This is a genomic window from Acidovorax sp. Leaf191, from assembly GCF_001424425.1.
Classification (GTDB): Bacteria; Pseudomonadota; Gammaproteobacteria; order Burkholderiales; family Burkholderiaceae_C; genus Acidovorax.
On sequence record NZ_LMPT01000012.1, the window covers coordinates 485,383 to 510,263 of the forward strand.

Below are 24,881 nucleotides of genomic sequence, written 5' to 3' on the forward strand. Positions count from 1 at the left end.
CGAGGCTCACTCGCCCTGCGACCCCCGGTGTGCCCAGCCCGTGGTGCGCTTTTCGACCCAGCTGAACAGCTCGTACATCACCATCGCCATGGCGCCCACCACCATCAGGCCGGCAAATGCCAGGCCCATCTGCATGGATGAGCCTGCCGAGATCAGCAGGTAGCCGATGCCTTCGTTGGCGGCCGTCATTTCCGATACGGTGGTGCCCACGAAGGCCAGCGTGATGGCGACCTTGAGCGAGCCGTAGAAGTACGGCATGGACCGCGGCAGGCCCACCTTGACCAGCACGTCCCAGCGCTTGGCGCCCAGCACGCGCAGCACGTCTTCCAGCTCGGGCTCCAGCGTGGCCAGGCCCGTGGCGATGTTCACCATGATCGGGAAGAAGCTGATGAGAAACGCGGTGAGGATGGCCGGCCCCACGCCGATGCCGAACCACACCACCAGGATGGGCACGAAGGCCGCCTTGGGCAGCGCGTTGAACGCGGTCATCAGCGGGTAGACGGCGGCATACGCCAGGCGCGAGCTGCCGATGAGGAAGCCGAGCAGCACGCCCACCACGATGGCAATGCCGAAGCCCGCCATGGTGACCCAGTAGGTGCGCCAGGCATGGGCGGCGATCACGCCTCCGAACTCGACCAGCTGCGTGCCGATGGCCCAGGGGCTGGGGAAGATGAATTCCGAGACGTTGAAGGCCGAGCAGATGATCTGCCACAGCAGGACGATGGCGACGAGCAGGATCCAGGGGGACCAGCGCTCCGCAGTTTTCTTGTGCATGGTGGTGGGGGCCTTGTGGGTTCTTACTGCTGGAGGGGGGCGCCCGCTTTTCGCAGGGCACCGATGTGGCCGCGCAGCTCGTGCACGATGTCGGTGAACTCCTTGGTGTAGGTGATCTCCAGGTCGCGCGGGCGGGGCAGCTCGATGTCGCGCTTGACGACGAAGCGGCCGGGGCTTTTGCTCATCACGTACACGGTGTCGGCCAGGAAGACCGACTCGCGCAGGTCGTGCGTCACCAGGATCACGTTGAATTTCTGCTCGGCCTGCAGGTCGCGCAGGATGCACCAGAGCTCCTCGCGGGTGAAGGCGTCGAGCGCGCCGAAGGGCTCGTCCAGCAGCAGCATCTTGGGTTCGTGGATCAGCGCGCGGCAAATGCTGGCGCGCTGCTGCATGCCGCCCGACAGCTGCCACGGAAACTTGTCCTCATAGCCCCCCAGGCCCACCTTCTGCAGCAGGGCGCGGGCGCGGGCCTCGTACTCCTTGCGCTTGGCCTTGAACTGGCTGCGGTGGGGCTCCACGATCTCGAGCGGCAGCAGCACGTTGTCGACCGTGGTGCGCCAGGGCAGCAGCGACGGCGCCTGGAAGGCCATGCCCGATATCTTGAGCGGCCCGGTCACGCTCTGGCCGTCGATGAGGATCTTGCCCATCGACGGCATCTTCAGGCCCGTGGCCAACTTCATGAAGGTGGACTTGCCGCAGCCCGAGGGGCCGACGATGGCGATGAACTCGCCCTGGCGGATCTGCAGGTCGATGGCCTCGACGGCGAAGTGGTTCTGCGCGAGCAGCTCGTCGTTGTACGCGAGCCAGACATCGCGGAAGTCCACGAAGTAGGAGTCAGCAGCCTGCATGTGAAGAATTTGAATAAAAATGGCTGCTACCGCTTGATGGGTAAGCGCTAGCAGCTATTGTTTTGATAGTAAGCCTGTGCGTGGTCCCCGCACAGGCTTCCGTGGCGCCTCGGCCTTACTTCTTCGGCAAGATGTTCAGGTCGGCGGTGGTAGGGAGGAAGCTCGCGTTCCACACGTCGTCGGCGTTCACCCGGGTCTTGGTGTTGAACGCATCGGACACTTGCGACGCCATCAGCGACAGGCGGCCGGGCACGGCCTTGCCGAAGCCTTCGGCGCGTGCGTCGGGGCTGTTGATGACGGTGTCGATGGCCAGTTGCAGGCGGCGGGTTTCGAGCGGCACGTTCACGATGCCGTCACGTGCCTTCACGTGCTCGATGGAAGCGGCCGGGTTGGCGATGACTTCCTTGGCGCCCTTGGTGAAGGCGGCCAGGAAGGCCTTGATCGCGGCCGGGTTCTCCTTGATGAGCTTCGGCGACGCGATGATCACGTTGCCGTACAGCTTCACGCCGAAGTCGGCATAGGGGAGCACCACCACGTCGGCGGCCTTGGCGCCGCGGGCTTCCAGGTTGAGCAGCGAGGTGAAGGTGAAGCCGGTGATGGCGTCCACGTCGCCGCGCACCAGCATGGTCTCGCGCAGCGGCGGGTCCATGGCGGTCCACTGCACGCTGCCCACGCCGTTGGCCTTCTGGAAGATCGGGAACGCGCGGCGGCCGGCGTCGAATACCGGGGCGCCGAGCTTCTTGCCGGCCAGGTCGGCCGGCTTGGTGATGCCGCTCTTCTTGAGCGCCATGACCGAGGCTGGCGTGTTGTTGTAGACCATCATCACCGCCACGGGCTTGTTCTGCGCGTCGGGGTTGTTGGCGTGGAACTCCATCACGGCGGCCAGGTCGGCAAAGCCCATGTCATAGGTGCCCGAGGCCACGCGCTGCACGGCGCCGCCCGAGCCGTTGCCCGCGTCCACCATCACATCCAGGCCCGCGGCCTTGAAGTAGCCCTTGGCCACCGGCTGCAGGAACAGGGCTGAAGGTCCCTCGAAGCGCCAGTCGAGCTGGAACTTGATCGGCGTGGTGGCCTGTGCGTGGGCGGTGGAGAAGGTACTGGCCGTGGCCAGCAGCAGGGCGGCTTGCAGGAGGGTGCGTTTGTTCATGGAAAAGGTTCCTGTCAGAAGTCGTCGAAGGGAAGGCATGCCGGACATGCTCCGCGGGCGGGGCCGAGGGCTCGCAGCATGCCATGCTGTTTCAGTCAGCAAAAACGATGCCCGGTTTCACCGGAGCGGGGAGGGGGTGCGGGCTATTGTTCGCCAGTTTGGTGCATGCGGCTCTAGATGCTTTCCCGAAATGGTGCATGGCCTGTGGTTGCACCGCGTCGGGGCACGGCACCGTGTGCGGCACGGCACATTGGGGCAAACGCGCAGGCAGCCGGTGCGCGCCGGTGGTACAACAAAAGTCCTCATCACCAGCACAGTCCTTGGGAGGGCTTTTCATGGCGGACATCCAGGCATTCTTCGAAAACGTGCAACTACCCACCATCCCCGATGTGGCGCGCGAGCTCATCGCCACCATGAAGGACGATGACATCCCCTTTGAAAAAGTGCGCGGCGCCATCTCCAAGGACCCGGCGCTCACCGCCAAGCTGATCCGCCTGGCCAACAGTGCCCGCTTCGGCCTGCCGCGCCAGGTGGCGTCGCTGGACGACGCCATCACCATGGTCGGCCTGAACCAGGTGCGCACGCTGGCGCTGGCGTCGTGCATGTCCGGCGTGTTCAAGGACGCGCCCGGCGTGGACGCCGAGGCCTTCTGGAAGGAGAGCATGGCGATTGCGGGCTATTCGCAGTGGCTGGCGCGCACGCTGGGCTCCAACGTGCAGGAGTCGTGGCTGGCGGGCTTTCTGGTGCGGCTGGGCGAGCTGATCATTGCGCAGAAGGCACCCGAGCAGATCCCGGCCATCGAGCAACTGCCCCACCATGCCGGCGGCCGCTGGGAGCGCGAGCGCACACTGCTCGGGTTTACCGAGGCGCAGGTCACGGCCGAGCTGGCCCGGCGCTGGCGCTTTCCGGACACCATCGTGCAGGCGCTGGAGACGGCCGAGGACCCCGTCGCCACCACCCCGTTCTGCCGGCTGGGCGGCATCCTGCACGTGGCCACGCTGCTGGCCGAGATCGGGCTGGAAGAGCCCATGTCGCCGGCCGACACCATCGCCAGCCTGCCTGCCGAGATCAAGCAGGCGCTGCAGCTGGATTCGGCCTGGCTGGCAGAGCACCTGCCACCGGTGGCGGACTATGTGGATGTGTCTGTGCGCTAGAGGCTGAGAGCACCCCCTGAGTCGCTTCGCGCCTCGGTGCCACCGCCAGAGGCGGTGGCTCTTCCGGCACGTCCAAGCCTGCGCAGGCAGGCTTGGAGCCGCGGCCCTCAGCCCCTCTCTCGACTCGCTGCGCGCGTCGGGAGGGGGACGCCCCCGGTGCACGCAAGCGAAGCGCCGCCTCCGCGCCTAGGCGGCCCTTGCACGGGGGCCCTGGCTGGGGCCGCGCCAGTTTCGTGCGATGTGGGTGGCGCGCAGTGCTATGAATGACTGAAACGACAAAAGGGGGCCGAAGCCCCCTTTGTCGTTGGTGCGCTGCTGCAGATCAGCTCTTGCGCGATGCAGCGCTGGCCACCGCCAGGGCCGTCATGTTGAACACCCGGCGCACCGTGGCCGCGGGGGTCAGGATGTAGGCGGTGGCTGCGCCGCCCATCAGGATGGGGCCCACCGTCACACCGCCGCTGGTCGTGGTCTTGAGCACGTTGTACAGGATGTTGGCGGCATCCAGGTTGGGGCAGATCAGCAGGTTGGCCGAGTCGCTGAGCGTGGATTCCGCCATGTACACGTTGCGGATGTTCGGGTCCAGCGCGGCGTCGCCGTGCAGTTCGCCGTCGCACTCGATCTCGGGGTGGGCCGCCACGAACAGGTCGCGGGCTTCGCGCATCTTGCGGGCCGACGGGCGCTTGGACGAGCCGTAGCTCGAATGCGACAGGAACGCCACCTTGGCGGGCAGGCCGAAGTGCTGCACCTCCTGCACCGACATCCAGGCAATGTCCGCCAGCTGCTGGGCCGTGGGGTTCTCGTTCACATAGGTATCGGCGATGAACAGCGTGCCGCGGTCGGTCATCAGCGCGTTCAGCGCCGCGTAGTCGTTCACGCCTGCCTGACGGCCCAGGATGCTGTGGATGCGCTCCAGGTGCGTCTCGTACGTGCCCACCAGGCCGCAGATCATCGCGTCGGCGTCGCCCAGCGACACCATCAGCGAGGCGATGATGGTGTTGGAGCGGCGCACCGCGGCCTTGGCCACCTCGGGCGTCGCGCCGTTGCGCTGGTTGAGCTGGTGGTAGTGCTCCCAGTACTGGCGAAAGCGCGGGTCATCCTCGGGGTTGCAGACCTCGACGTCCTTGCCCAGCCGCATGCGCAGGCCGGCTTTCTCGATGCGCGCCGCAATGACGGCAGGGCGGCCGATAAGGATGGGGTGGGCGATCTTGTCGTCGATGGCCATCTGCGCGGCGCGCAGCGCGCGCTCGTCTTCACCGTCGGCGTAGGCCACGCGCTTTTGGCCCTCGGGCAGCGCCTTGGCCGCCGTGATCACGGGGCGCATCAGCATGCCGGTTTGATACACGAAGCGCGACAGGGCTTCCTTGTACGCTTCCATGTCTTCGATGGGGCGCGTGGCCACGCCGGACTCTGCAGCGGCCTTGGCCACGGCTGGCGCGATCTTCAGGATCAGGCGCGAGTCGAACGGCGTGGGGATCAGGTAATCGGGGCCGAAGGTGAGTTCCTTGCCTGCATAGGCGCTGGCCACTTCCTCGCTGATGTCGGCCTTGGCCAGGTCGGCGATCTGGCGCACACAGGCGAGCTTCATCGCTTCGGTGATCTTGGTCGCGCCGCAGTCCAGCGCGCCGCGGAAGATGTACGGAAAGCACAGGACGTTGTTGACCTGGTTCGGGTAGTCCGAGCGGCCCGTGGCGATGATGCAGTCCGGGCGGATGGCCTTGGCCAGTTCGGGGCGGATCTCGGGCTCGGGGTTGGCCAGCGCCAGGATGATGGGCTTGGGCGCCATGGTCTTGACCATCTCGGCCGTGAGCACGCCGGGTGCCGAGCAGCCCAGGAACACGTCGGCGCCATCGACCACGTCGGCCAGCGTGCGGGCCTCGGTCTTTTGCGCATAGCGCTGCTTGGAGGCGTCGAGCCCGCCGGGGCGACCGTCCCAGATCACGCCCTTGGAGTCCACCATGAAGATGTGCTCGCGCTTGACGCCCAGGCCCACCATCACGTCCACGCAGGCAATGGCCGCGGCGCCGGCGCCGGACACGGCGATTTTGACCGCGCCGATCTCCTTGCCCACCAGCTCCAGGCCGTTGAGCAGCGCAGCGCTGGAGATGATGGCCGTGCCGTGCTGGTCGTCATGGAACACCGGGATGTTCATGCGCGCACTGAGCTGCTGCTCGATGTAGAAGCACTCGGGCGCCTTGATGTCTTCCAGGTTCACGCCGCCCAGCGTGGGCTCCATGGCCGCGATGATGTCCACCAGCTTGTCCGGGTCGCGCTCGGCCAGTTCGATGTCGAACACGTCCACGCCAGCGAACTTCTTGAACAGGCAGCCCTTGCCTTCCATCACCGGCTTGCCGGCCAGCGGGCCGATGTCGCCCAGGCCCAGCACGGCGGTGCCGTTGGTGATCACGCCCACCAGGTTGCCGCGCGAGGTGTAGTCGAACGCCTTGGACGGGTCGGCCTGGATATCCAGGCACGGGTAGGCCACGCCGGGCGAATACGCCAGCGACAGGTCGCGCTGGTTGGACAGGGGCTTGGTGGGGGTCACCGCAATCTTGCCCCGGGTGGGGTTGCGGTGGTATTCACGCGCGGCGTCGCGCAGCGCCTCTTCGGCGGCGGAAAGTTTCTGGGTCATACGGAAATCCTGGAAGTCTTCGGCGGAATGCAAAACAAGGGTACCCGATGGCACGGGTGGCTGGCATGGCGGTTTATGCGTATGCAGCATGAAGCCAAAACCCCCTGGCAGCCCGGCTGCAAGGGGGTCATCACGGTGCGGGCGGCAGCGCTTTCTGGCAGCGGGCGGCGGGACGCTAGTGGGCGTCGGCCTGGCGTGCGGCGTTCACAGCGGCGGAGGTGTCGCGGCTGGCGCCATTGAAGAAAACGTTCAGGGCCACGGCCGTGATCGAGGCCAGCAGGATACCGGATTCGATCAAGGGGTGGATCGCGTGCGGCATCCACTGGCGAAAGCTCGGCGCGATCAGCGGGATCATGCCCACGCCGATGGACACGGCCACGATCATCGCGTTGAAGCGGTTGTGCTTGAAGTCCACCCCGCCCAGGATGCGGATGCCCGTGGCGGCCACCATGCCGAACATCACCAGGCCCGCGCCGCCCAGCACCATGGTGGGCAGCGACTCGACCAGTGCCGCCATCTTGGGCAGCACGCCCAGCACGATCAGGATCACGCCGCCCGCCACGCAGACGAAGCGGCTCTTGACGCCGGTCACGGCCACCAGGCCCACGTTCTGCGAGAAGCTGGTGTACGGAAAGGTGTTGAAGATGCCGCCCAGCAGCGTGCCCAGGCCGTCGGTGCGCAGGCCGCGCGTGAGGTCGGCCTGCTCGATCTTGCGGTCCGTCATCTCGCCCAGCGCGAGGAACATGCCGGTCGACTCGATCATCACCACGATCATCACGAGCGTCATGGTCAGGATCAATATGGGGTCGAACACCGGCCCTGCGATCTCGAACGGCAGCACGAAGTCGAACCACTGCGCCTTGGCCACCTTCTCGAACGACATCAGGCCCATGGCCACTGCGATGACGGCGCCGATCACGATGCCCAGCAGCACCGAGATGTTGGCGATGAAGCCGCGCGCGAACTTGGCGATGAGCAAAATGGACACCAGCACCACCGCCGAGATGCCCACGCCCGTGAGGTCCGCGTAGCGGGGGTTGGGCACCGTGGGCACCACCGCAAAGCCCTTGGGCACGGGTGGCAGCGACGAGCCCGGCGCGCCGGCGGCGGACTGCATCTCGGTCAGCCACTTGAGGTGCTCGGGGTTCACCACGCTGGGCGCGGTGGGCCCCACGGGGTTGCCGAAGATCCAGTTGATGCCCACGCGCATCAGGCTGATGCCGATGACCGCGATGATGGTGCCGGTGACCACCGGCGGAAAGAACCGCAGCATGCGGCTGACCAGTGGCGCGATCAGGATGGACACCACCCCCGCGCCGATCACCGAGCCGAAGATCAGCCCTGCGCCCGCCGTGCCGCTGGTGCTCTGCGCCATGGACACCATGGGTGCCACCGAGGCGAAGGTCACGCCCATCATCACCGGCAGGCGGATGCCGAACCATTGCGTGGCGCCCAGCGCCTGGATCAGCGTGACCAGTCCGCACACGAAGAGGTCGGCCGAGATCAGCTTGGCCACCTGGTCGGGCGTGAGGTTGAGCGCGCGCCCGACGATGAGCGGCACGGCCACCGCGCCGGCATACATGACCAGCACATGCTGCAACCCCAGCGCGGTCAGGCGCCCCAGGGGCAGGTGTTCGTCCACGGGGTGCACAGACGGTTGCATGGGAAATCTCCTTCAGGTGGGGCGCGGTGTGGGGATCTGCGTGCATGTGCGTGGCACCCATCTTTGGTGCACAATGATCCATACAAAAAGTGTATACACATTGCCGGATCCGTTGACTACGGTAAACCCTAGGTGCGGGCGCCGGGCTGGGGCCGGAGCGCAGGCAAAAGGCCGCGGGCGGGCAGGGGTTTCGGGCGGTGCAGCAGGGGCTTTTTTACAATCGCGGCTCGCCGCTGTGCCGTGACTGCGCCACCGCTGTGGCGTCGCAACCGCTGCTGCGTCTGCCGCTGCAGCGGCTGCTCCTCCCCACACGCCCGCTCCATGAACCTGCCCCCGCTCCGAACCTCCCTTGCCGCTGATGCCGCTGATGCCCGCCCACCCGCGGGCGCGCTGGCCCGCTGGCGCCTGGCGCTGGCCGTGGGCATGGTGGTGGTGGGTGCGGCCTGCATGGACGGCTATCCCCAGCAGGACGCGCCCGCGCTCGACCCGTTCACGATGACGCAGGGCCAGCGACTGGCGCACATGAACGTGTTGGGTGGTGAAGCGCACGCCGAGCGCCGCTGGAGCTACGAGCTGTTGCCCGGCTGCGTGCTGCGCATCGACGTGGACGGCAAGGCCGGGCCGCGCCCGTCCTTCGACATCCCGCTGCTGGGGGCTGCCGTCACGCTGGCCAACGACCGGGCGGATGCCACCTTCGACGTGAACGTGGCCACGGGGCTCGCGCACAGGCAGGAAGCCGCCGTGTCGGTGCTGGAAGCGCAGAACTGGGTGCACGCCAGCGGCATGCAGCTGCTGCTGCGTGTGCTGCAAAAAGGCTGCGTGGATGCGCAGAATGCGCACCACGCGGCGCGGCCCTGACGGGATTCTCCGGGCCTGAAAAAGCTCAGGCCAGCAAGGCCTTGACCAGGTCCGTCTGGCGGTCGGGCCGCCCGGTGTCGAGCTCCAGGTTGGCTTCGATGCGCCGCAGGTGCTCCATCATGCTGGCCACGGCGGCCTCGGCATCGCCGGCGCGGCACAGCTGCAGGAAGTCCGCGTGTTCTTCCGACGAGCAGTGCGGGTCGTTCGACGAGTGGTACAGCATGGCGATCAAGGAACTGCGCGCCACCAGCTCCCGCACCAGCTCGGCCAGCGTGCGGTTGCCCGTGGCCTCGGCCAGCACCACGTGGAAGTCGCCCAGCAGCTTTTCGCGCACGCGGCCGGTGGTGGTGCTGCCCCGCAGCGCCGCGCGCTCGAAGCGGATGTGCTGCTCCAGCAGCTGGTAGTCGGCGTCGCTGGCCGTGGCCACGAACAGGCGCACGACCTCGCTCTCCAGCACGCGCCGCACGGCGAACACCTCGCGTGCATCCTGCACGCTCGGGCGGCTCACGAAGGCGCCCTTGTCGGGGATGATCTCGATCAGCTTGTCCTTGGACAGCATCACCAGCGCCGCGCGGATCTTGGTGCGGCTCACGGTGTAGACGCGGCCCAGCGCTTCCTCGCGCAGCCAGGTGCCGGGCGGCAGGCGCTTTTCGACGATGGCGGTGGCCAGGTCCTGCGCAATGCTCTCGGTGGATGCCAGGCGGTCGTCCGCCGGGGCCAGCACGCCCTCCACGGGCTCAGGCGCGGTGTCGGGAGGGGCGGCGGTGCGGGTGCTGGATCGGGCGCGGGGCATGCCCGATTGTGGCCTGGATGGGCGGTGCGGCCCATCCTCGCAGACCCCCATTCAAGCTGCGCGCGGCAGGCGCACCGCCGTGGCAGGCTGCAGCGCAAAACCCGCCAGCGCGCCCGCCATGGCCTTCGGCAGCGGCCGCGCCAGCTCGCCGTGCTTGCTGGTGCGAAGGCCCAGCAGCACCAGCGATTCGACCATGGACGTGGCGGCCGCCACGCCGTCGATCACCGGAACGCCCAGCGCTTGCGAAATGTGCTCGCACAGGTCGGCCATGCCCGCGCAGCCCAGCACCAGCGTGTCGCAGCCGTCTTCGGCCAGCGCGCGGCGGCATTCTTCGGTGATGCGCTCGCGCGCGTTCGAGCCCGGCACTTCAAGCTCCAGCACCGGCAGCTCGCAGGCCCGCACGTTGGCGCAAAAGCGCTGCATGCCGTAGATCTCGGCCAGGTGCCAGGCCTGGCCCATGGTGCGGGCGAGTGTGGTCACCACCGAGAACTTCGAGCCCACCATGCTGGCCATGTGCATGGCCGCCTCGGCGATGCCCACCACCGGGCCGTGCGCCAGCTCGCGCGCGGGTTTGAGGCCCGGGTCGCCGAAACAGGCGATCACATAGCCGTCCATTCCGTCGCGCTCGCCGGCCGCGATCTCCTGCAGCAGGCCGGGCACGGCCAGTGCCTCGTCGTAGTGGCTCTCGATGGAGGCCGGGCCCATGGCAGGGCTCACCGCCAGCACCTCGGTGCCGGGCCGCGCCACGGCGCGTGCGCAGGCACCGATCTTCTCGGTCATGCTCCAGGTGGTGTTGGGGTTGATGATCTTGATGCGCACGGATTCGTTCTTTCTTTTTCAGTTCTTGCGGTTCAACGCGAGGTAGATGACGAAGCCCAGGCCCATGCCGATGAACCAGGCGTAGTTGGCGGCGGGCCGCAGCACGGGCACGAACACGCACAGGATGGGCACGAGGGCCGCGGGGATGAGCGTCCAGATGGCGCGCGGGTTGTAGCCCTTGCTGTACCAGTAGGCGCCGCGGCTGTTCATGGTGTAGAGGTCGTCCACCAGCACCTGCTGGCGGCGCACGCAGTAGTAGTCGGCGATCAGGATGCCGAACAGCGGGCCGATGAAGGAGCCCAGCACATCGAGCGTGTAGTGGATCACCTCGGGGTTGTTGTACAGGTTCCAGGGCGTGATGAAGATTGAGCCCACGGCAGCGATCATCCCGCCCGTGCGCCAGCTGATGTGCTGCGGCGCCACGTTGGAGAAGTCGAACGCGGGCGACACGAAGTTGGCCACGATGTTGATGCCCACGGTGGCGATCATGAAGGTCAGCGCGCCCAGCACCACGGCGGTGGTGCTGTCGATCTTGCCCACGGTGTGCACCGGGTCGGTGATCAGTTCGCCGAAAACCGGCAGCGTGGCCGCCGTGGTCACCACCGTGAGCAGCGAGAAGAACACGAAGTTGACCGGCAGGCCCCAGAAGTTGCCTTTCTTCACCGCGTCAAAACTCTTGCCGTAGCGCGAGAAGTCGCCGAAGTTGAGCATCGGTCCGCTGAAGTAGCTCACCACCAGCGCAATGGCCGACAGCATCACGGGCACCGCGTCCCAACCCTGGAACTTGATGCCGCCCAGGTTGAGGTCGATGTTCTTCCAGCCTGCCTTCCACACCAGCCAGCCGCACAGCACCGCCATCACCACGTACACCGCGGGGCCCGCCCAGTCGATGAACTTGCGGATCGCCTCCATGCCGTGCCAGAACACCAGCGCCTGCAGCACCCACATCACCATGAACGCCAGCCAGCCCAGGCTGGACAGGCCCGCAAAGCCGTGCTGCGTGACGTCCGCATACGCTGCCAGGCCCGGAAAGAAATGCAGCGTCAGCAGCAAGAAGGCGCCGGACGCCAGGTAGGTCTGGATGCCGTACCACGCCACCGCGATCAGCCCGCGGATGATGGCCGGGATGTTGGCGCCCAGCACCCCGAACGATGCGCGGCAGATCACGGGGTAGGGCGTGCCGGTCACCTGGCTGGGCTTGGCCACCAGGTTGCAGAAGAACTGCACGATGACGATGCCCACGAGCAGCGCCACCAGCACCTGCCAGCTCGACAGGCCCAGGGCGAACAGGCTGCCCGCCGTGATGTAGCCGCCCACGCTGTGCACGTCGGACATCCAGAACGCGAAGATGTTGTACTGGCCCCAGGTCTGGCGCTTGAGCGGCGCCAGGTCCTCGTTGGTCAGGCGCGGGTCGTAGCCCGGCTTGATCAGGGCGTTGCCATGGTGCGGGCCGGCGGGCTCGGTGCCCGCCGTCAAGGGTGTGCTGCTGACGGCTGTGTTCACGGGTGTCTCCTCGTCTGGAAAAGGATGGATTCCGGGCATCTGCGGCCTGGATAGTTTTGTACCCTATATTTGTATACAAAAAATGGGTGCAATAAAACGCCGTCGGTGCACGAATTGCCAGGGGTTTACCCGCATACACACGAACGCGTGGAATAAACAAAAACCGCCCGGGCCGTGGAGGCCGGGGCGGCTGCTGCGTGGGAAACCTTGGGGGGAGAGCGGGTCAGCCCTCGGCGCTGGACCGCGCACCGGGCAGTGGGGTGAGCGAGTCGCGCAGCCGGTCGCGCACCATGGGCTGGTCGTGGTTCAGCGCCGCTTCCACATGGCCGATGTGGGCCAGCAGGCGCTCGCGCGCCAGGGTGGTGTCGCCGGCTTCCAGCGCCTCCACGATGGCTTCGTGCTCGGCGCACGACTGGCTGGCCTCGTGCCGCGACTGGTACAGCGATGCCGCGAGCGTGGTGCGCGCCGTCAGGTCGCGCAGGATGTCGCTCAGGCTGCGGTGGCCCATGCTCTCGGCCAGGCAGACGTGGAAGTCCGCCAGCAGGAACGCGCGCGTGGCCGCGTCCGCGCCGTCGATGGCCTGCTGCTCCTCGGCGATGTGGGCGCGCAGGCGGGGCGTGACCGACTGCAGGGGCCGCCCGGCGTCTGCCAGGATGCCCGATTCGATGATGCGCCGGGCCGAGAACGCATCGCGCGCATCGTCCACCGACGGCTCCACCACATACCAGCCGCGGCGCGGGCGCACCTCGACGAAGCCACGCGCCTGCAGTTGCATCAGCGCCTCGCGCACCAGGGTGCGGCTCACGCCGAACAGGTCGGCCAGTTCCTGCTCGCCCAGGCGTTCGCCGGGGGACAGTTTCTGGGCCAGGATGGATTCGACCACCTGTTGTGCGATCTGGTTGGGGCTGATGCTCATGGAGGGCGGTGTGCGGTACTGGAGGTCGTCAACGCGTGCTGACGGCGTCAGCGCGGTAGCGCCAGACGCTGGGTGGAAGGGGTGCTGGAGTGATCGCCGTCGAGCTTGAAGCCCGCCACGGTGCGTGCCAGGTGGTGGGCTTGTTCGTTCAGGACGGAGGACGCTGCGGTGGATTGTTCCACCAATGCGGCATTTTGCTGTGTCGAGCGGTCCATCTCGGCCACGGCCTGGTTGATCTGGCCGATGCCCGCGCTTTGTTCGTTCATCGAGCCGTTGATCTCGCCGATGATCTGCGCCACCCGCTGGATGTCCTGCACGATCTCGCCCATGGTCTTGCCTGCGGCCTGCACGCGCTGCGTGCCGGTGGCCACGCTCGCGCCCGAGGCATCGATCAGCGTCTTGATCTCCTTGGCGGCCGTCGCGCTGCGGTGGGCCAGGCTGCGCACCTCGCTGGCCACCACGGCGAAGCCACGGCCATTCTCACCGGCACGGGCTGCCTCCACCGCCGCGTTCAGCGCGAGGATGTTGGTCTGGAACGCGATGGAGTCGATCACGCCGATGATCTCGCCGATCTTGGCCGAGGCGGCCGAGATCTCGTCCATCGTGCTCACCGCGCCCGCCACCACATCACCACCCCGCATGGCCGTGGCGCTGGCCGAGTTGGCCAGGCGCGTGGCCTGGGCGGCCGCCTCGGCCGACTGCTTGACGGTGACCGTCAGCTGCGACAGCGAGGCGGAGGTTTCCTGCAGCGCGCTGGCCGAGCCTTCGGTGCGGTTGGACAGGTCCTGGTTGCCGGCCTTGATCTCGTCGGTGGCGGTCTTCATCGACTCCACGCCCTGGCGCACGTCCTGCAGGACGGTGCCGATCTTGTCCACGAAGCTGTTGAACGACATGGCGATCTGCGCCACCTCGTCGCGCCCCTGCACGGGCAGGCGGTGCGTGAGGTCGCCGCTGCCCGAGCCGACTTCATCCATCGCATCGCGCACCTGCGAGAGGCGGCGGAACGACTGCGCGGTGAGCAGCGCGGTGACGCCGGCCGCGGCCAGCACCAGCAGCACGATGGCGACGGCCGAGGTACGCACCACGCTGGCAAGGCCCGCCGTGGCCTCGGCCTTGTCCAGCGCCACCACCAGCAGCCAGTCCGTGCCCTGCACGGGCAGTGCGCGCAGCAGCTTGGGCGCGCCGTTGAGTTCGGCTTCGAGCGAGTGGCTCGCGCCCTGCAGCGTGGACACCACGGCGGGCGTGAGCGCGGCGGACAGCTCTGCCACCGGCTTGAGCATGCGCTGTGCATCGGGGTGGGCCAGCACCAGCCCGTCCTTGTCGATCACGAAGCCCAGGCTGCTGGGCGTGGGGTGAACGGCGGCCACGACCTCCTGCACGCCCTTGAGCGGCACGGCGCCGCTGATCGCGCCCTGCGCCGTGCCATCGCGCAGGATGGGTGCGGCGAACGACACGAAGGGCTCGCCGGTGGAGGCATCGCCATACGGCTTGGTCACCACCAGCTTGCCGGCCTGCAGCGCGCTCTTGTACCAAGGGCGGGCGGTGGGGTCGTAGGTGGGCGGCGTGGTGCTGCTGCTCGACACCCAGGTCTTGTCCTGCCAGCCGCCCGTTGTCACCGGGAAACCGCCGGACTTGTTCATGTGCAGCACCAGGCCCTTGGGGTCGCCGGGTTCGACCACGGCGGCCGTCGCCGTCACGGCGGTGGCCTTGGCGGCGACCCATTTCTCGATGGCCAGCGTGTTGCCCGAGGCGATGGCGGCCAGGTTTTCTTCAATCGTCTGCAGTGTGGCCGACCGCACGATGGTGTAGGTGGCAGCGCCCGTGAGCGCCAGGGCCACGGTGACGGCTGCGGTGGTGATGAGCAGGATGCGGGTGCGAAGCGAGGTGATCATGGAACTGTTCCTGGGCCTGTGGGGCGGTGAGGCGCAGTATGCGTCGGCTCGCAGTGCCCGCATCCTGCGCCACGATCTGGTGGCGGTATACGGGCGTCAGTCAACTCTTGCCATCGCGAAACATGTCTGGTGACAGGCTGTGCCTGAACCAGTGGATGGCATTGACCATGAGGGCCTGGGACGACCGGGCCTGGGACAGAAACGCTTCGATCCGGGCCAGGAGCCGGGGCTCTTGCTTGCGCACGCCGATGTAGCAATGGCTCTGGCGCAGCACGGCCAGCCGCCGCACGCGCTCACGCATGGCGACATCTGGAATGGACTCGGCCACCACATTGCCTGCTGCAAAGGCATCGATGCTGCGGCGCGCATAAGCCTCCAGCAGGGGGGCCGAACTGTCGAACGCCATGGCGGTGGCCTGGGGGGCCTGGGCCTTCAGCTCGGCTTCTTCCAGGCTGCCGCGCACGACGCCCACCTTGCGGCCTTTGAGTGCCGCGGCGTCGGCGATGCCGGAATTCGCGTCGCTGAAAATGCCCATGTAGGTGGGCGCATAGGACGACGAAAAATCGATCTGCTTTTCGCGCTCTGCCGTCTTGCCCAGGCTGGAGATGATCACATCGACACGGTCTTCGAGCAGGGCCGGTATCCGGTCCGCACTGGCCACCGGCAGGGGCTTGAGCGCCACCTTCAGGTCGGCCGCCAGCATGTGCGCGATGGTGATGTCGAAACCATCCAGAACACCTTTGTTGGTAAACCCGAAAGGAGGAAATTCTTGCGGAACGGCGACACGAAGTGTTTTGTTCTGCAGGATTTTTTCCAGCTGGTCTGATTTGCCGGTGCCCTGGGCACTGGCCCCCGTCCAGCTCAGGGTGGAGAGGCCAGTGGCGCCTGCGATCAGCAGGCGACGCGTCGGGGAGTGCGGGGCAGCCATGTGATTTTCCTGTGGAGTGGGCACGTGGTCATCGTGCCACCATCATTTGCGTGTGGATTGGGGCTCGCGGCCGTCCAGCACGGCATGGGCGCGTTCGCGGTCGATGTCGCCCTCCCATGCGGCGATGGCCACCGTGGCCACGCAGTTGCCGATCAGGTTGCCCAGGGCACGGGCAATGCCCATGAACCAGTCCACCGACAGCACCAGCACCAGCCCGATGGCCGGAATGGCCGGGATCGCATGCAGCGTGGCCGCCAGCACCACGATGGCCGAGCCCGGCACGCCATGCGCGCCCTTGGACGTGACCAGCGATATCGCCAGGATGGTCAGCAGGTCGGCCATGGAGATCGGCGTGTTCGTGGCCTGGGCGATGAACACGGCGGCCAGCGTGATGTAGATCGAGAACGCGTCCAGGTTGAACGAGTAGCCCGTGGGGATCACCAGGCCCACGGTCGAATCGCGGATGCCCATGTGCTTGAGCTTGGCCATGATCTGGGGCAGCACGCTGTCGGACGACGTGGTGGCGAACACCACGGCCAGCTCTTCGCGCAGGTAGCGCAGCAGCTTGAACAGGCTGAAGCCCGACACCCGCATGATGAGGCCCAGCACCACCACCACGAACAGGAACACCGCCGCATAGAACAGCACCACCAGCATGCCCAGCTGCTTGAGCGAGCCGATGCCGTACTTGCCCACCGTGAACGCAATGGCGCCCAGCACGCCCAGTGGCGCCAGCTTGATGATCAGGCCCATGGTCTTGAACAGCACGTGCGACAGGTCTTCGATGAGGCTGGTGATGCGCGCGCCGCGCTCGCCCAGCAGCGCCAGCGCGCAGCCGAAGATGATGGAGAACAGAAGCACCTGCAGCACGTCGCCGGTGGCGAACGCGCTCACGGCGGTGGTGGGGATGAGCTTGAGCAGAAAGTCGCTGAAGCCGCCGCCCGTGAGCTTGCTGGCGTTTTCCGCATAGGCGCCCATGGCCTTGGGGTCCAGCGCGCTCGGGTCCACATTCATGCCGACGCCGGGCTCGAACCAGAACGCAAGCGCCAGGCCCAGCACCAGCGCGACGGAGGTGACGACCTCGAAGTAGATGAGCGACTTGATGCCCACCCGGCCCACCCGCTTCAAGTCACCCGTGCCGGCGATGCCATGCACCACCACGCAGAAGACGATGAGCGGAATCAGCATCTTGATGAGCTTGATGAAGCCGTCGCCCAGCGGCTTGAGCTGCACGGCCGTGTCGGGCCAGAACAGCCCGACGGCCACGCCGGCAATCAAGGCCAGGATCACCCGGCCGAACAAGGAGTTGAGGAAGCGGAGCATGGGAACCCTTTGCGGAAAAAAGGAGGAAGTGGCACTGCGATCAATCTTGCATACAAGAAATGTAGGCAAGTGTTGCGCACCAGAACATAGGGTTATCCCCCGATGGCAGCGCTGCAACGGTCCTGCAGCCACGGGGTGGACGGTTGAAGTTCTTTTGACTTGCGCGCAGGGTATGGGCCGGCCGGGTGCCGCACAATCGCCCGCGGAGACCACCATGACCGCTGACCACAACGTGCCCGACCCCGTTCGCCAGAGCGGCGAATTCCTCGAATACCTGTACCGCGTGGCCGTGCGCCGCGCGCTGCCGCTGCACAACACGGCCGCCTTCCTGCCCGCCCCGCCCAGCCCGGAGAGCGGCGGGCGCACCCTGGTGCTGGGCGCCGGCAAGGCCGGTGGCGCCATGGCCCACGCAGTGGAGGCGCTGTGGCCGGCCGATGCGCCGCTGTCGGGCCTGGTGGTGACGCGCTACCACCACACGCCGCCCCGGCCGGATGGCCTGCCGCAGCGCATCGAGGTGGTCGAGGCCGCGCACCCGGTGCCCGATGCGGCGGGGCTCGATGCCGCGCAGCGCATCCTGGCGCTGACGCAGGGCCTCACGGCCAACGACCTGGTGCTGTGCCTGATCTCGGGCGGGGGCTCGGCCCTGCTCACGCTGCCGGCCGACGGCCTCACGCTCGAAGACAAGCAGCGCATCAACAAGGCGCTGCTCGAGAGCGGCGCCGCCATCGACGAGATGAACTGCGTGCGCAAGCACCTCTCGCGCATCAAGGGCGGGCGCCTGGCGGCGGCCTGCGCACCCGCGCGCGTGGTCACGCTCACCATCAGCGACGTGCCGGGCGACGACCCCTCGGTCATCGCCAGCGGCCCCACCGTGCCCGACGCCACCACCTGCGCCGACGCCCTCGCCATCCTGGCGCGCTATCACATCGACATCCCGACCAGCGTGCGCGCTGCGCTGCAGGCCGGTGACCTCGAAACCCCCAAGCCCGGCGACGCCGTCTTCGCAGGCCACGCCGTGCACATGACGGCCACGCCCCAGCAGTCGCTGGAGGCAGCGGCCGAGGCCGCGCGGGCGGCGGGTGTGCCGGCGTACATCCTGTCCGACGAGATCGAGGGCGAATCGCGCGAGGTGGGCAAGGTGCACGCGGCGCTGGCACGGGCCGTGGCGCGCCACGGCCAGCCTTTTGCGCGGCCCTGCGTGATCCTCTCTGGCGGCGAGACCACCGTCACGGTCCGCCCGCGCGCACCGGGCGCCCCCAAGGGCCGGGGCGGCCGCGCGGGCGAGTTCTGCCTGGGGCTCGCGCAGGCGCTGCAGGGCCAGGCGGGCGTGTGGGCCCTGGCGGCAGATACCGACGGCATCGACGGCGTGGAAGACAACGCCGGAGCCCGCGTGGCGCCCGACACCCTGGCGCGCGCCACTGCACAGGGCCTGCGCATTGCGGACGGCCTGGACCGCAACGATGCGTACGGCTACTTCGATGCGCTGGGCGACCTGGTCGTCACCGGGCCCACGCACACGAACGTCAATGACTTCCGGGCGATCCTGATTTTGTAGCGGCTGGCGCTGACTGGGCCTGGGCTGCAGGGCGATAAGGTGCTGAGTTTTGGGCTGGCGCTGTGCCTGATCCTTAACCCCTCTCCCCAGGGCGAACCCTCGCCATCTCCCAGCCATCCTTTACTTCCTCGCCGCCCCCTCCCGCGGCAACGCAGCCACCCAGTCCTTGCCAAACCGCCCCTGCAAAAACGCGACGAACGCCTGCACCTTCTGCGGCACCAGCCGCGGTGACGGGTACACCGCATGGATCTCCTGTTCGGGCAGGCGGCAGGTCTTGAGCACCTCCACCACGCGCCCTGCCGCCAGCGACTTCACCGCCACGTAGTGCGGCAGCGCCGCGATGCCCATGTGCGCGCGCGCCGCCGCCAGCAGCGCAGAGAGGTTGTTGGACCGCAGCCGCCCCGTGACGGGCACCGAGACCGCCTCGCCGCTCGCATTGCGCAGCCGCCACAGGTCGTTGCCCTGCACGCTGCTGTAGATCAGCGTGGCGTGGTCCTTCAGGTCCGACGGCCGGCGCGGCGTGCCGTGGCGGCGCAGGTAGGTGGGCGAGGCCACCAGCACCCAGGGGTTCATGCCCAGCGTGCGCGCACCCAGGGCCGAGTCGGCGAGCTTGCCCAGGCGGATCGCCACGTCGATGCCGTGGGCCACCAGGTCGGTGTAGCGGTCCTCGAAGCTCAGGTCCAGCTGCACCTGCGGGTTCTGCGCCATGAACTCCAGCGCCAGCGGCACCACCACGCGCCGCCCAAACGCCACCGAGCTGCCCACCCGCAACTGGCCGTGCACCTGGGTCTGGCGCACGCGCACCACGCTCTCGGCGTCGGCCACGTCGGTCACGATGGCCTTGCACTTCTCGTAGTACAGCGCACCGGGCTCGGTCAGGCTCACGCCGCGCGTGTTGCGGTTGAGCAGCCGCACCTTCAGGTGTGCCTCCATGGCGGCGACCTGCTTGGTCACCGTGGGCTGCGTGGTGGCGAACTCGCGGGCCACCTTGGTGAAGCTGCCGGTCTCCACCACGCGCACGAACATTTCCATGGCATCGAGTCGGTCCATCGTGGTTGCCTCCTGTGCTGTGCATGGTGGCGCGCAATGGCGCCATGGTTTATTCCTGTGTGGAATAAATTTTATGGTCTGCCGCCACCTTCCGCTGCAAAGGGTGCTTGCCTAGAGTTGCCACATCAACCGACCCCCAACAGAAGGAGATGTGCAATGCCAAGAATGAAGGCCATCGAGGCCGCCGTGAAGGTGATGGAGAAAGAGGGCGTGAGCGTTGCGTTCGGCGTGCCTGGCGCGGCCATCAACCCGCTGTATGCGGCGCTCAAGGCACATGGCGGCATCGGCCACATCCTGGCGCGCCATGTGGAGGGGGCCAGCCACATGGCCGAGGGCTACACCCGCGCCGTCGCCGGCAACATCGGCGTGTGCATCGGCACCAGCGGCCCCGCCGGCACCGACATGATCACCGGGCTGTACTCGGCCAGCGCGGACTCCATTCCCATCCTGTGCATTACCGGCCAGGCACCGCGCGCCCGCCTGCACAAGGAAGACTTCCAGGCCGTGGACATCGCCGCCATTGCAAAGAGCGTGACCAAGTGGGCCACCACGGTGCTGGAGCCCGCGCAGGTGCCACAGGCGTTCCAGCAGGCCTTCCACCTCATGCGCTCGGGCCGTCCCGGGCCGGTGCTGATCGATCTGCCCATCGACGTGCAACTGGCCGAGATCGAATTCGACCCCGACACCTACGAACCCCTGGTGCCCTACAAGCCCGCCGCCACCCGTGCGCAGATCGAGAAGGCGCTGGGCATGCTGAACGACGCGGAGCGCCCGTTGATCGTGGCAGGCGGCGGCATCATCAACGCCGATGCATCGGACCTGCTGGTGCAGCTGGCCGAGCTGCTGGGCGTGCCGGTGATCCCCACCCTCATGGGCTGGGGCAGCATCCCTGACGACCATCCGCTCATGGCCGGCATGTGCGGCCTGCAGACCAGCCAGCGCTACGGCAATGCCAGCATGCTCGCCAGCGACTTCGTGCTGGGCATCGGCAACCGCTGGGCCAACCGGCACACGGGGTCCGTCGATGTGTACACCCGGGGCCGGAAGTTCGTGCACGTGGACATCGAGCCCACGCAGATCGGCCGCGTGTTCGCGCCGGACTTCGGCATCGTCTCCGATGCGGGCGCAGCGCTCCGGCTCTTTGTGGAGGTGGCGCGTGAATGGAAGGCCGCGGGGCGCCTGAAGGACCGCAGAGGCTGGGCCGCCGAATGCCTGGGCCGCAAGCACAGCGTGGACTACCTGCGCAAGACCCACTTCGACAGCGTGCCCATGAAGCCGCAGCGTGTGTACCAGTGCATGAACCGCGCACTGGGCAAGGACGTGTGCTACGTCTCCACCATCGGCCTGTCGCAGATTGCGGGTGCGCAGTTTTTGCACGTGTACCAGCCGCGCCACTGGATCAACTGCGGCCAGGCCGGACCGCTGGGCTGGACGGTGCCCGCCGCCCTGGGCGTGCGCGTGGCCGACCCGGCGCGCAAGATCGTGGCACTGTCGGGCGACTACGACTTCCAGTTCATGATCGAAGAGCTGGCCGTGGGCGCGCAGTTCAAGCTGCCCTACATCCACGTGCTGGTCAACAACAGCTACCTGGGCCTGATCCGCCAGGCGCAGCGCAGCTTCAGCATCGACTACTGCGTGCAGCTCGCGTTCGACAACGTGAACATGGCCGAGGGCGAGGTGGCGCGCGGCTACGGCGTGGACCACGTGAAGGTCGTCGAAGGCCTGGGCTGCAAGGCCATCCGCGTGCACCGCCCCGAGGAGTTTGCGCCCGCCATCGCCCAGGCCGAGGCCTGGATGGCCGAGCACGCCACGCCCGTGGTCATCGAGGTGATCCTGGAGCGCGTCACCAACATCGCCATGGGCACGGAGATCGACAACGTCGTCGAGTTCGAGGAACTGGCCACGCAGGCGGCGGACGTGCCCAGTGCGCTGGCCGTGCTGGACTGACGCGACCCCCACCGTTCAGCCTGAGCCTGTCGAAGGCCGCCTCAGTGCCCTGGCTTCGACAAGCTCAGCCCGAACGGTGGATGGAACGGGCGTCAACCTGCGCCCTTCAAAGACAACCTCAAACCCAAACCGTTCAGCCTGAGCTTGTCGAAGGCCACCCCAAGCCCTGGCCTCGACAGGCGCAGCCCGAACGGTATGGGGTGGGGGCCCAGCTCAACGCAATCCACATTTTTTACCCACCTTCACGGAGACTTCCCCATGCCCCGCTTCGCAGCCAACCTCAGCATGCTGTTCACCGAAGTGCCTTTCCTCGACCGCTTCGAGCGCGCTGCCCGCGCCGGATTCGAAGCCGTGGAGTTCCTCTTCCCTTACGCCCACACCCCCGAGGAACTGCGTGCACAGATTGACGCACACCACCTGCAGATCGTGCTGCACAACCTGCCCGCCGGCGACTTGGACGCGGGCGAGCGCGGCATCGCCTGCCACCCGGATCGCATTGCCGAGTTCCGCGCCGGCGTGGCCCGCGCCATCACCTATGCGAAGGCGCTGGGCGTGCCACAACTCAACTGCCTGACCGGCAAGGCGCCGGCGGGTGTGGACGCCGCCGTACTGCGCAGCACCCTGGTGCAGAACCTGCGCTTCGCGGCCACCGAGCTCAAGGCGGCCGGCCTGCGCCTGCTGGTCGAGCCTATCAACCCGTTCGACATCCCGGGCTTCTACCTCACCCGCACAGACCAGGCGCTGGCCATCCTGGACGAGGTGGGCGCCGACAACGCCTTCGTGCAGTACGACATCTACCACGCCCAGCGCACCGAGGGCGAGCTGGCCGCCACGCTGCAAAAGCACCTGCCGCGCATCGGCCATGTGCAGGTGGCCGACAACCCCGGCCGCCACGAGCCGGGCACAGGCGAGATCAACTACCGCTACCTGTTCGCGCACCTGGACCGCATCGGATACGAAGGCTGGGTGGGCTGCGAGTACAAGCCCGCGCGCACGACAGAGATCGGCCTGGGGTGGCGCACGGCGCTCACCGCATGAGCCAGCACCCACGGATGTACGAATCAACACAACACAAGGAGAACAAGAACATGACCGACACCCCCCTCAAACTCGGTTTCATCGGCCTGGGCATCATGGGCGCGCCCCTATGCGGCCACCTCATCGCCGCCGGCCACCAGCTGTACGTGCACACACGCGGCCGCGTGGCGCCGCAGATCGCAGAGAGCAGTGCCACGCAGTGCACCACGGCGCGCGGCGTGGCCGAGCGGGCCGACATCATCTTCCTGATGCTGCCCGACACGCCGGATGTGGAGAAGGTGCTGTTCGGCGCCGACGGCGTGGCCCAAGGCTTGAAGGGCAGCGCGCGCAAGGTGGTGGTGGACATGAGCTCTATCTCGCCCGTGGCCACCAAGGACTTCGCGGCGCGCATCGAGGCCGTGGGCGCGCAGTACCTGGACGCCCCCGTGTCGGGCGGAGAGCTGGGCGCGAAGAACGCCACCCTGTCCATCATGGTCGGCGGCCCCGAAGCGGTGTTCGACCGCATCCGGCCGCTGTTCGAGCGCCTGGGCAAGAACATCACCCTGGTGGGCGGCAACGGCGACGGCCAGACCGCCAAGGTGGCCAACCAGATCATCGTCGCCCTGAACATCGAGGCCGTGGCCGAAGCACTGCTCTTCGCCGCCCGCGCGGGCGCCGACCCTGCGCGCGTGCGTCAGGCGCTGCTGGGTGGCTTTGCCTCGTCGAAGATCCTGGAGGTGCATGCCGAGCGCATGATCCAACGCAGGTTCGAGCCAGGCTTTCGCATCGGGCTGCACCAGAAGGACCTGAACCTTGCGTTGTCGAGCGCTCGCACGCTGGGGGTGCCGCTGCCCAATACGGTCATGGCGCAGGAGCTGTTCAACGCCTGCGTCGCGCACGGCGGCCAGGGCTGGGACCACTCGGCGATGGTGCGTGCGTTGGAGAAGATGGCGAATTTCGAGATCGGGCAGGTCGCCCCGGTCTGAGCTCTTTGCAGGTAACGTTGCTCTTCGGGCGCAGCGCGGGTCCAGCAGCCGCCGGCGCTGCACAGCAGCTTCTCCAGGTTCACGCGGAAGCCTGGGGATTGCCGTCAGTCAAGGCGGTAGTCACGAATGGCTTGCGTGCATCCGCGTAGCAGCTATTCAGAAGCCTCCCGCCTGCGCCTTGCGAATGGTTTCATAGACCTTTCGCACTTCGGGGATGGAGTCAAACTTCGGCGTGGCGTACTGGTCCATGCCGGGCCATCCACTGGGTAGCCCGCCCATCATGCTTGCCATCGGATGCTGCGCGCCAAACGTGATGCTTCCCGAGCCATCTGCGCGTTCCGACAGGGACAACTCTGCCAGTGCCTTGATGCCTAATGACTTGACCTTGCGCGAGAACAGGCCCGAGACGATCAATACGCGCTGCGACGTTACGGCATAGGAGGTTGCTGCTCGCTGCCTTGCATCGACGAAAAAACGTCCCACCACGACGTAGACGCCCACGAGAACAAAAGGAACACCAAACAATACGAAGGGCAATGGAGCGCCTGAGGCCGCAGCCGAGTAGAGCCAGTAGACCGCGAATCCCGCCCACAGCAGGCTGAAAGGAATGGCGAGGGCATCCGCGCCTCGCAAGATCAGCCCGCTGCGTGGTCGACCGATCCAGAGCGCTTGTTCACCGGGGGCCAGTTCTGATTGAATGGAGGATTGGTCGTTCATGGGTGCGAGGGTAGCTTTGAATGTAAGGGGGCCGCGCCTGAAGCAAATGCCTCTTCGGGCTGGCGGTGACATCGTATCGAGGCTGAACATTATCCGAGGCACGAGAATATGCGTCGCTATGCACTTGGTGGCTGCTCTCCGATCTGTCTTGGACGAGCGTTGCGGTCCAGGTCGCGGACTCGGCCTTGGCGACCGTCCAGAGGTCGGCAGTCACTTGGAATGACAGGGTGCGAGGTTCTACAGAAATCCCGAAGTGACGGCGCTGGTGTGAGCTATCGCGCTCACCTGAGCTCTGCGGCACGGTAGCGCTCCATGACGCTCCATATGATGCAATGACAAAGGCCACGCCCTGCGAGGGACGT

The 24,881-nt window shown here is 67.2% G+C and carries 21 protein-coding genes; 7 read left to right on the top strand and 14 right to left on the bottom strand.

Annotated elements, in window-relative coordinates:
- Window positions 1-6: 6 nt before the first annotated feature.
- The 3 genes from ASG27_RS10740 to ASG27_RS10750 form a co-directional block, all read right to left on the bottom strand.
- Window positions 7-774 carry an ABC transporter permease gene (locus tag ASG27_RS10740; RefSeq protein WP_056161518.1) on the bottom strand — a complete coding sequence of 256 codons (768 nt, stop codon included), beginning with the start codon at window positions 772-774 and terminating at the stop codon, window positions 7-9.
- Window positions 775-797: 23 nt separating this feature from the next.
- Window positions 798-1,622: an ABC transporter ATP-binding protein gene (locus ASG27_RS10745; RefSeq protein WP_056415831.1), complete on the bottom strand. Its 825-nt coding sequence runs from the start codon at window positions 1,620-1,622 to the stop codon at window positions 798-800.
- 115 nt (window positions 1,623-1,737) lie between these two features.
- Window positions 1,738-2,769 (bottom strand): ABC transporter substrate-binding protein, encoded by a 1,032-nt coding sequence (locus ASG27_RS10750; RefSeq protein ID WP_056415833.1) that lies wholly within the window; start codon window positions 2,767-2,769, stop codon window positions 1,738-1,740.
- Window positions 2,770-3,104: 335 nt separating this feature from the next.
- Here ASG27_RS10750 and ASG27_RS10755 point away from each other — a divergent pair, with 335 nt between their 5' ends.
- A complete protein-coding gene (locus ASG27_RS10755; protein ID WP_056415836.1) occupies window positions 3,105-3,923 on the top strand; it encodes an HDOD domain-containing protein in 819 nt (272 codons plus the stop codon).
- Window positions 3,924-4,245: 322 nt separating this feature from the next.
- On the opposite strand, the gene ASG27_RS10760 is transcribed toward ASG27_RS10755, so the two are convergent.
- Both ASG27_RS10760 and ASG27_RS10765 read right to left on the bottom strand, forming a co-directional pair.
- Complete coding sequence (locus ASG27_RS10760; RefSeq protein ID WP_056415839.1) at window positions 4,246-6,552, bottom strand: NADP-dependent malic enzyme; 2,307 nt, start codon at window positions 6,550-6,552, stop codon at window positions 4,246-4,248.
- Window positions 6,553-6,727: 175 nt separating this feature from the next.
- Window positions 6,728-8,215, bottom strand: coding sequence for a nucleobase:cation symporter-2 family protein (locus ASG27_RS10765; RefSeq protein WP_056161528.1), 1,488 nt, complete (start codon window positions 8,213-8,215; stop codon window positions 6,728-6,730).
- 321 nt (window positions 8,216-8,536) lie between these two features.
- Here ASG27_RS10765 and ASG27_RS10770 point away from each other — a divergent pair, with 321 nt between their 5' ends.
- Entirely contained in the window at window positions 8,537-9,073 is a 537-nt protein-coding gene (locus tag ASG27_RS10770; RefSeq protein ID WP_156370606.1) for a hypothetical protein, read from the top strand.
- Between the two features lie 25 nt (window positions 9,074-9,098).
- Here ASG27_RS10770 and ASG27_RS10775 read toward each other — a convergent pair whose 3' ends face one another.
- The 5 genes from ASG27_RS10775 to ASG27_RS10795 all read right to left on the bottom strand — a co-directional run bounded on the left by ASG27_RS10775 (window position 9,099) and on the right by ASG27_RS10795 (window position 14,996).
- Complete coding sequence (locus tag ASG27_RS10775) at window positions 9,099-9,866, bottom strand: GntR family transcriptional regulator (protein ID WP_056415843.1); 768 nt, start codon at window positions 9,864-9,866, stop codon at window positions 9,099-9,101.
- 51 nt (window positions 9,867-9,917) lie between these two features.
- Window positions 9,918-10,685, bottom strand: a complete 768-nt coding sequence (locus ASG27_RS10780; protein ID WP_056415845.1) for an aspartate/glutamate racemase family protein — start codon at window positions 10,683-10,685, stop codon at window positions 9,918-9,920.
- A gap of 18 nt (window positions 10,686-10,703) precedes the next feature.
- Window positions 10,704-12,188: an NCS1 family nucleobase:cation symporter-1 gene (locus ASG27_RS10785; protein WP_056415848.1), complete on the bottom strand. Its 1,485-nt coding sequence runs from the start codon at window positions 12,186-12,188 to the stop codon at window positions 10,704-10,706.
- 223 nt (window positions 12,189-12,411) lie between these two features.
- Complete coding sequence (locus ASG27_RS10790; RefSeq protein ID WP_056415850.1) at window positions 12,412-13,104, bottom strand: GntR family transcriptional regulator; 693 nt, start codon at window positions 13,102-13,104, stop codon at window positions 12,412-12,414.
- Between the two features lie 47 nt (window positions 13,105-13,151).
- On the bottom strand, window positions 13,152-14,996 hold the full coding sequence (locus ASG27_RS10795; protein WP_056415855.1) for a methyl-accepting chemotaxis protein: 1,845 nt from the start codon (window positions 14,994-14,996) through the stop codon (window positions 13,152-13,154).
- Between ASG27_RS10795 and ASG27_RS27785 the strand changes: the two genes are divergently transcribed.
- Window positions 14,995-15,129, top strand: a complete 135-nt coding sequence (locus ASG27_RS27785; protein WP_268753254.1) for a hypothetical protein — start codon at window positions 14,995-14,997, stop codon at window positions 15,127-15,129. The genes ASG27_RS10795 and ASG27_RS27785 overlap by 2 nt on opposite strands.
- Here ASG27_RS27785 and ASG27_RS10800 read toward each other — a convergent pair.
- On the bottom strand, window positions 15,097-15,924 hold the full coding sequence (locus ASG27_RS10800; RefSeq protein ID WP_056415858.1) for a transporter substrate-binding domain-containing protein: 828 nt from the start codon (window positions 15,922-15,924) through the stop codon (window positions 15,097-15,099). The two genes, ASG27_RS27785 and ASG27_RS10800, sit on opposite strands and share 33 nt — an antisense overlap.
- A 42-nt stretch (window positions 15,925-15,966) precedes the next feature.
- The gene (locus tag ASG27_RS10805; RefSeq protein WP_056415861.1) at window positions 15,967-17,247 is read right to left on the bottom strand and encodes a C4-dicarboxylate transporter DctA; all 1,281 of its coding nucleotides are present in this window, start codon (window positions 17,245-17,247) and stop codon (window positions 15,967-15,969) included.
- Window positions 17,248-17,461: 214 nt separating this feature from the next.
- On the opposite strand from ASG27_RS10805, the gene ASG27_RS10810 reads away from it, so the two are divergent.
- Window positions 17,462-18,802: a glycerate kinase type-2 family protein gene (locus tag ASG27_RS10810; protein ID WP_056416369.1), complete on the top strand. Its 1,341-nt coding sequence runs from the start codon at window positions 17,462-17,464 to the stop codon at window positions 18,800-18,802.
- Window positions 18,803-18,922: 120 nt separating this feature from the next.
- On the opposite strand, the gene ASG27_RS10815 is transcribed toward ASG27_RS10810, so the two are convergent.
- Window positions 18,923-19,852, bottom strand: coding sequence for a LysR family transcriptional regulator (locus tag ASG27_RS10815; RefSeq protein WP_056415863.1), 930 nt, complete (start codon window positions 19,850-19,852; stop codon window positions 18,923-18,925).
- 156 nt (window positions 19,853-20,008) lie between these two features.
- Here ASG27_RS10815 and gcl point away from each other — a divergent pair, with 156 nt between their 5' ends.
- From gcl to ASG27_RS10830, 3 genes are all read left to right on the top strand, one after another.
- A complete protein-coding gene (gene gcl, locus ASG27_RS10820; protein WP_056415865.1) occupies window positions 20,009-21,799 on the top strand; it encodes a glyoxylate carboligase in 1,791 nt (596 codons plus the stop codon).
- A 258-nt stretch (window positions 21,800-22,057) separates the two neighbouring features.
- Window positions 22,058-22,837, top strand: coding sequence for a hydroxypyruvate isomerase (hyi, locus tag ASG27_RS10825; RefSeq protein ID WP_056415868.1), 780 nt, complete (start codon window positions 22,058-22,060; stop codon window positions 22,835-22,837).
- Window positions 22,838-22,887: 50 nt separating this feature from the next.
- Window positions 22,888-23,802, top strand: a complete 915-nt coding sequence (locus tag ASG27_RS10830; RefSeq protein WP_056416372.1) for a 2-hydroxy-3-oxopropionate reductase — start codon at window positions 22,888-22,890, stop codon at window positions 23,800-23,802.
- Window positions 23,803-23,958: 156 nt separating this feature from the next.
- On the opposite strand, the gene ASG27_RS10835 is transcribed toward ASG27_RS10830, so the two are convergent.
- Window positions 23,959-24,519, bottom strand: a complete 561-nt coding sequence (locus ASG27_RS10835; RefSeq protein WP_056415871.1) for a PH domain-containing protein — start codon at window positions 24,517-24,519, stop codon at window positions 23,959-23,961.
- Window positions 24,520-24,881 lie beyond the last annotated feature (362 nt).

Bases quoted from the DNA above. Each gene is read 5' to 3' on its own strand.
- ASG27_RS10740 (WP_056161518.1), bottom strand. From the start codon at position 774: ATGCACAAGAAAACTGCGGAGCGCTGGTCCCCCTGGATCCTGCTCGTC.
- ASG27_RS10745 (WP_056415831.1), bottom strand. From the start codon at position 1,622: ATGCAGGCTGCTGACTCCTACTTCGTGGACTTCCGCGATGTCTGGCTC.
- ASG27_RS10750 (WP_056415833.1), bottom strand. From the start codon at position 2,769: ATGAACAAACGCACCCTCCTGCAAGCCGCCCTGCTGCTGGCCACGGCC.
- ASG27_RS10755 (WP_056415836.1), top strand. From the start codon at position 3,105: ATGGCGGACATCCAGGCATTCTTCGAAAACGTGCAACTACCCACCATC.
- ASG27_RS10760 (WP_056415839.1), bottom strand. From the start codon at position 6,552: ATGACCCAGAAACTTTCCGCCGCCGAAGAGGCGCTGCGCGACGCCGCG.
- ASG27_RS10765 (WP_056161528.1), bottom strand. From the start codon at position 8,215: ATGCAACCGTCTGTGCACCCCGTGGACGAACACCTGCCCCTGGGGCGC.
- ASG27_RS10770 (WP_156370606.1), top strand. From the start codon at position 8,537: ATGAACCTGCCCCCGCTCCGAACCTCCCTTGCCGCTGATGCCGCTGAT.
- ASG27_RS10775 (WP_056415843.1), bottom strand. From the start codon at position 9,866: ATGCCCCGCGCCCGATCCAGCACCCGCACCGCCGCCCCTCCCGACACC.
- ASG27_RS10790 (WP_056415850.1), bottom strand. From the start codon at position 13,104: ATGAGCATCAGCCCCAACCAGATCGCACAACAGGTGGTCGAATCCATC.
- ASG27_RS27785 (WP_268753254.1), top strand. From the start codon at position 14,995: ATGGAACTGTTCCTGGGCCTGTGGGGCGGTGAGGCGCAGTATGCGTCG.
- ASG27_RS10795 (WP_056415855.1), bottom strand. From the start codon at position 14,996: ATGATCACCTCGCTTCGCACCCGCATCCTGCTCATCACCACCGCAGCC.
- ASG27_RS10800 (WP_056415858.1), bottom strand. From the start codon at position 15,924: ATGGCTGCCCCGCACTCCCCGACGCGTCGCCTGCTGATCGCAGGCGCC.
- ASG27_RS10805 (WP_056415861.1), bottom strand. From the start codon at position 17,247: ATGCTCCGCTTCCTCAACTCCTTGTTCGGCCGGGTGATCCTGGCCTTG.
- ASG27_RS10810 (WP_056416369.1), top strand. From the start codon at position 17,462: ATGACCGCTGACCACAACGTGCCCGACCCCGTTCGCCAGAGCGGCGAA.
- ASG27_RS10815 (WP_056415863.1), bottom strand. From the start codon at position 19,852: ATGGACCGACTCGATGCCATGGAAATGTTCGTGCGCGTGGTGGAGACC.
- gcl (WP_056415865.1), top strand. From the start codon at position 20,009: ATGCCAAGAATGAAGGCCATCGAGGCCGCCGTGAAGGTGATGGAGAAA.
- hyi (WP_056415868.1), top strand. From the start codon at position 22,058: ATGCCCCGCTTCGCAGCCAACCTCAGCATGCTGTTCACCGAAGTGCCT.
- ASG27_RS10830 (WP_056416372.1), top strand. From the start codon at position 22,888: ATGACCGACACCCCCCTCAAACTCGGTTTCATCGGCCTGGGCATCATG.
- ASG27_RS10835 (WP_056415871.1), bottom strand. From the start codon at position 24,519: ATGAACGACCAATCCTCCATTCAATCAGAACTGGCCCCCGGTGAACAA.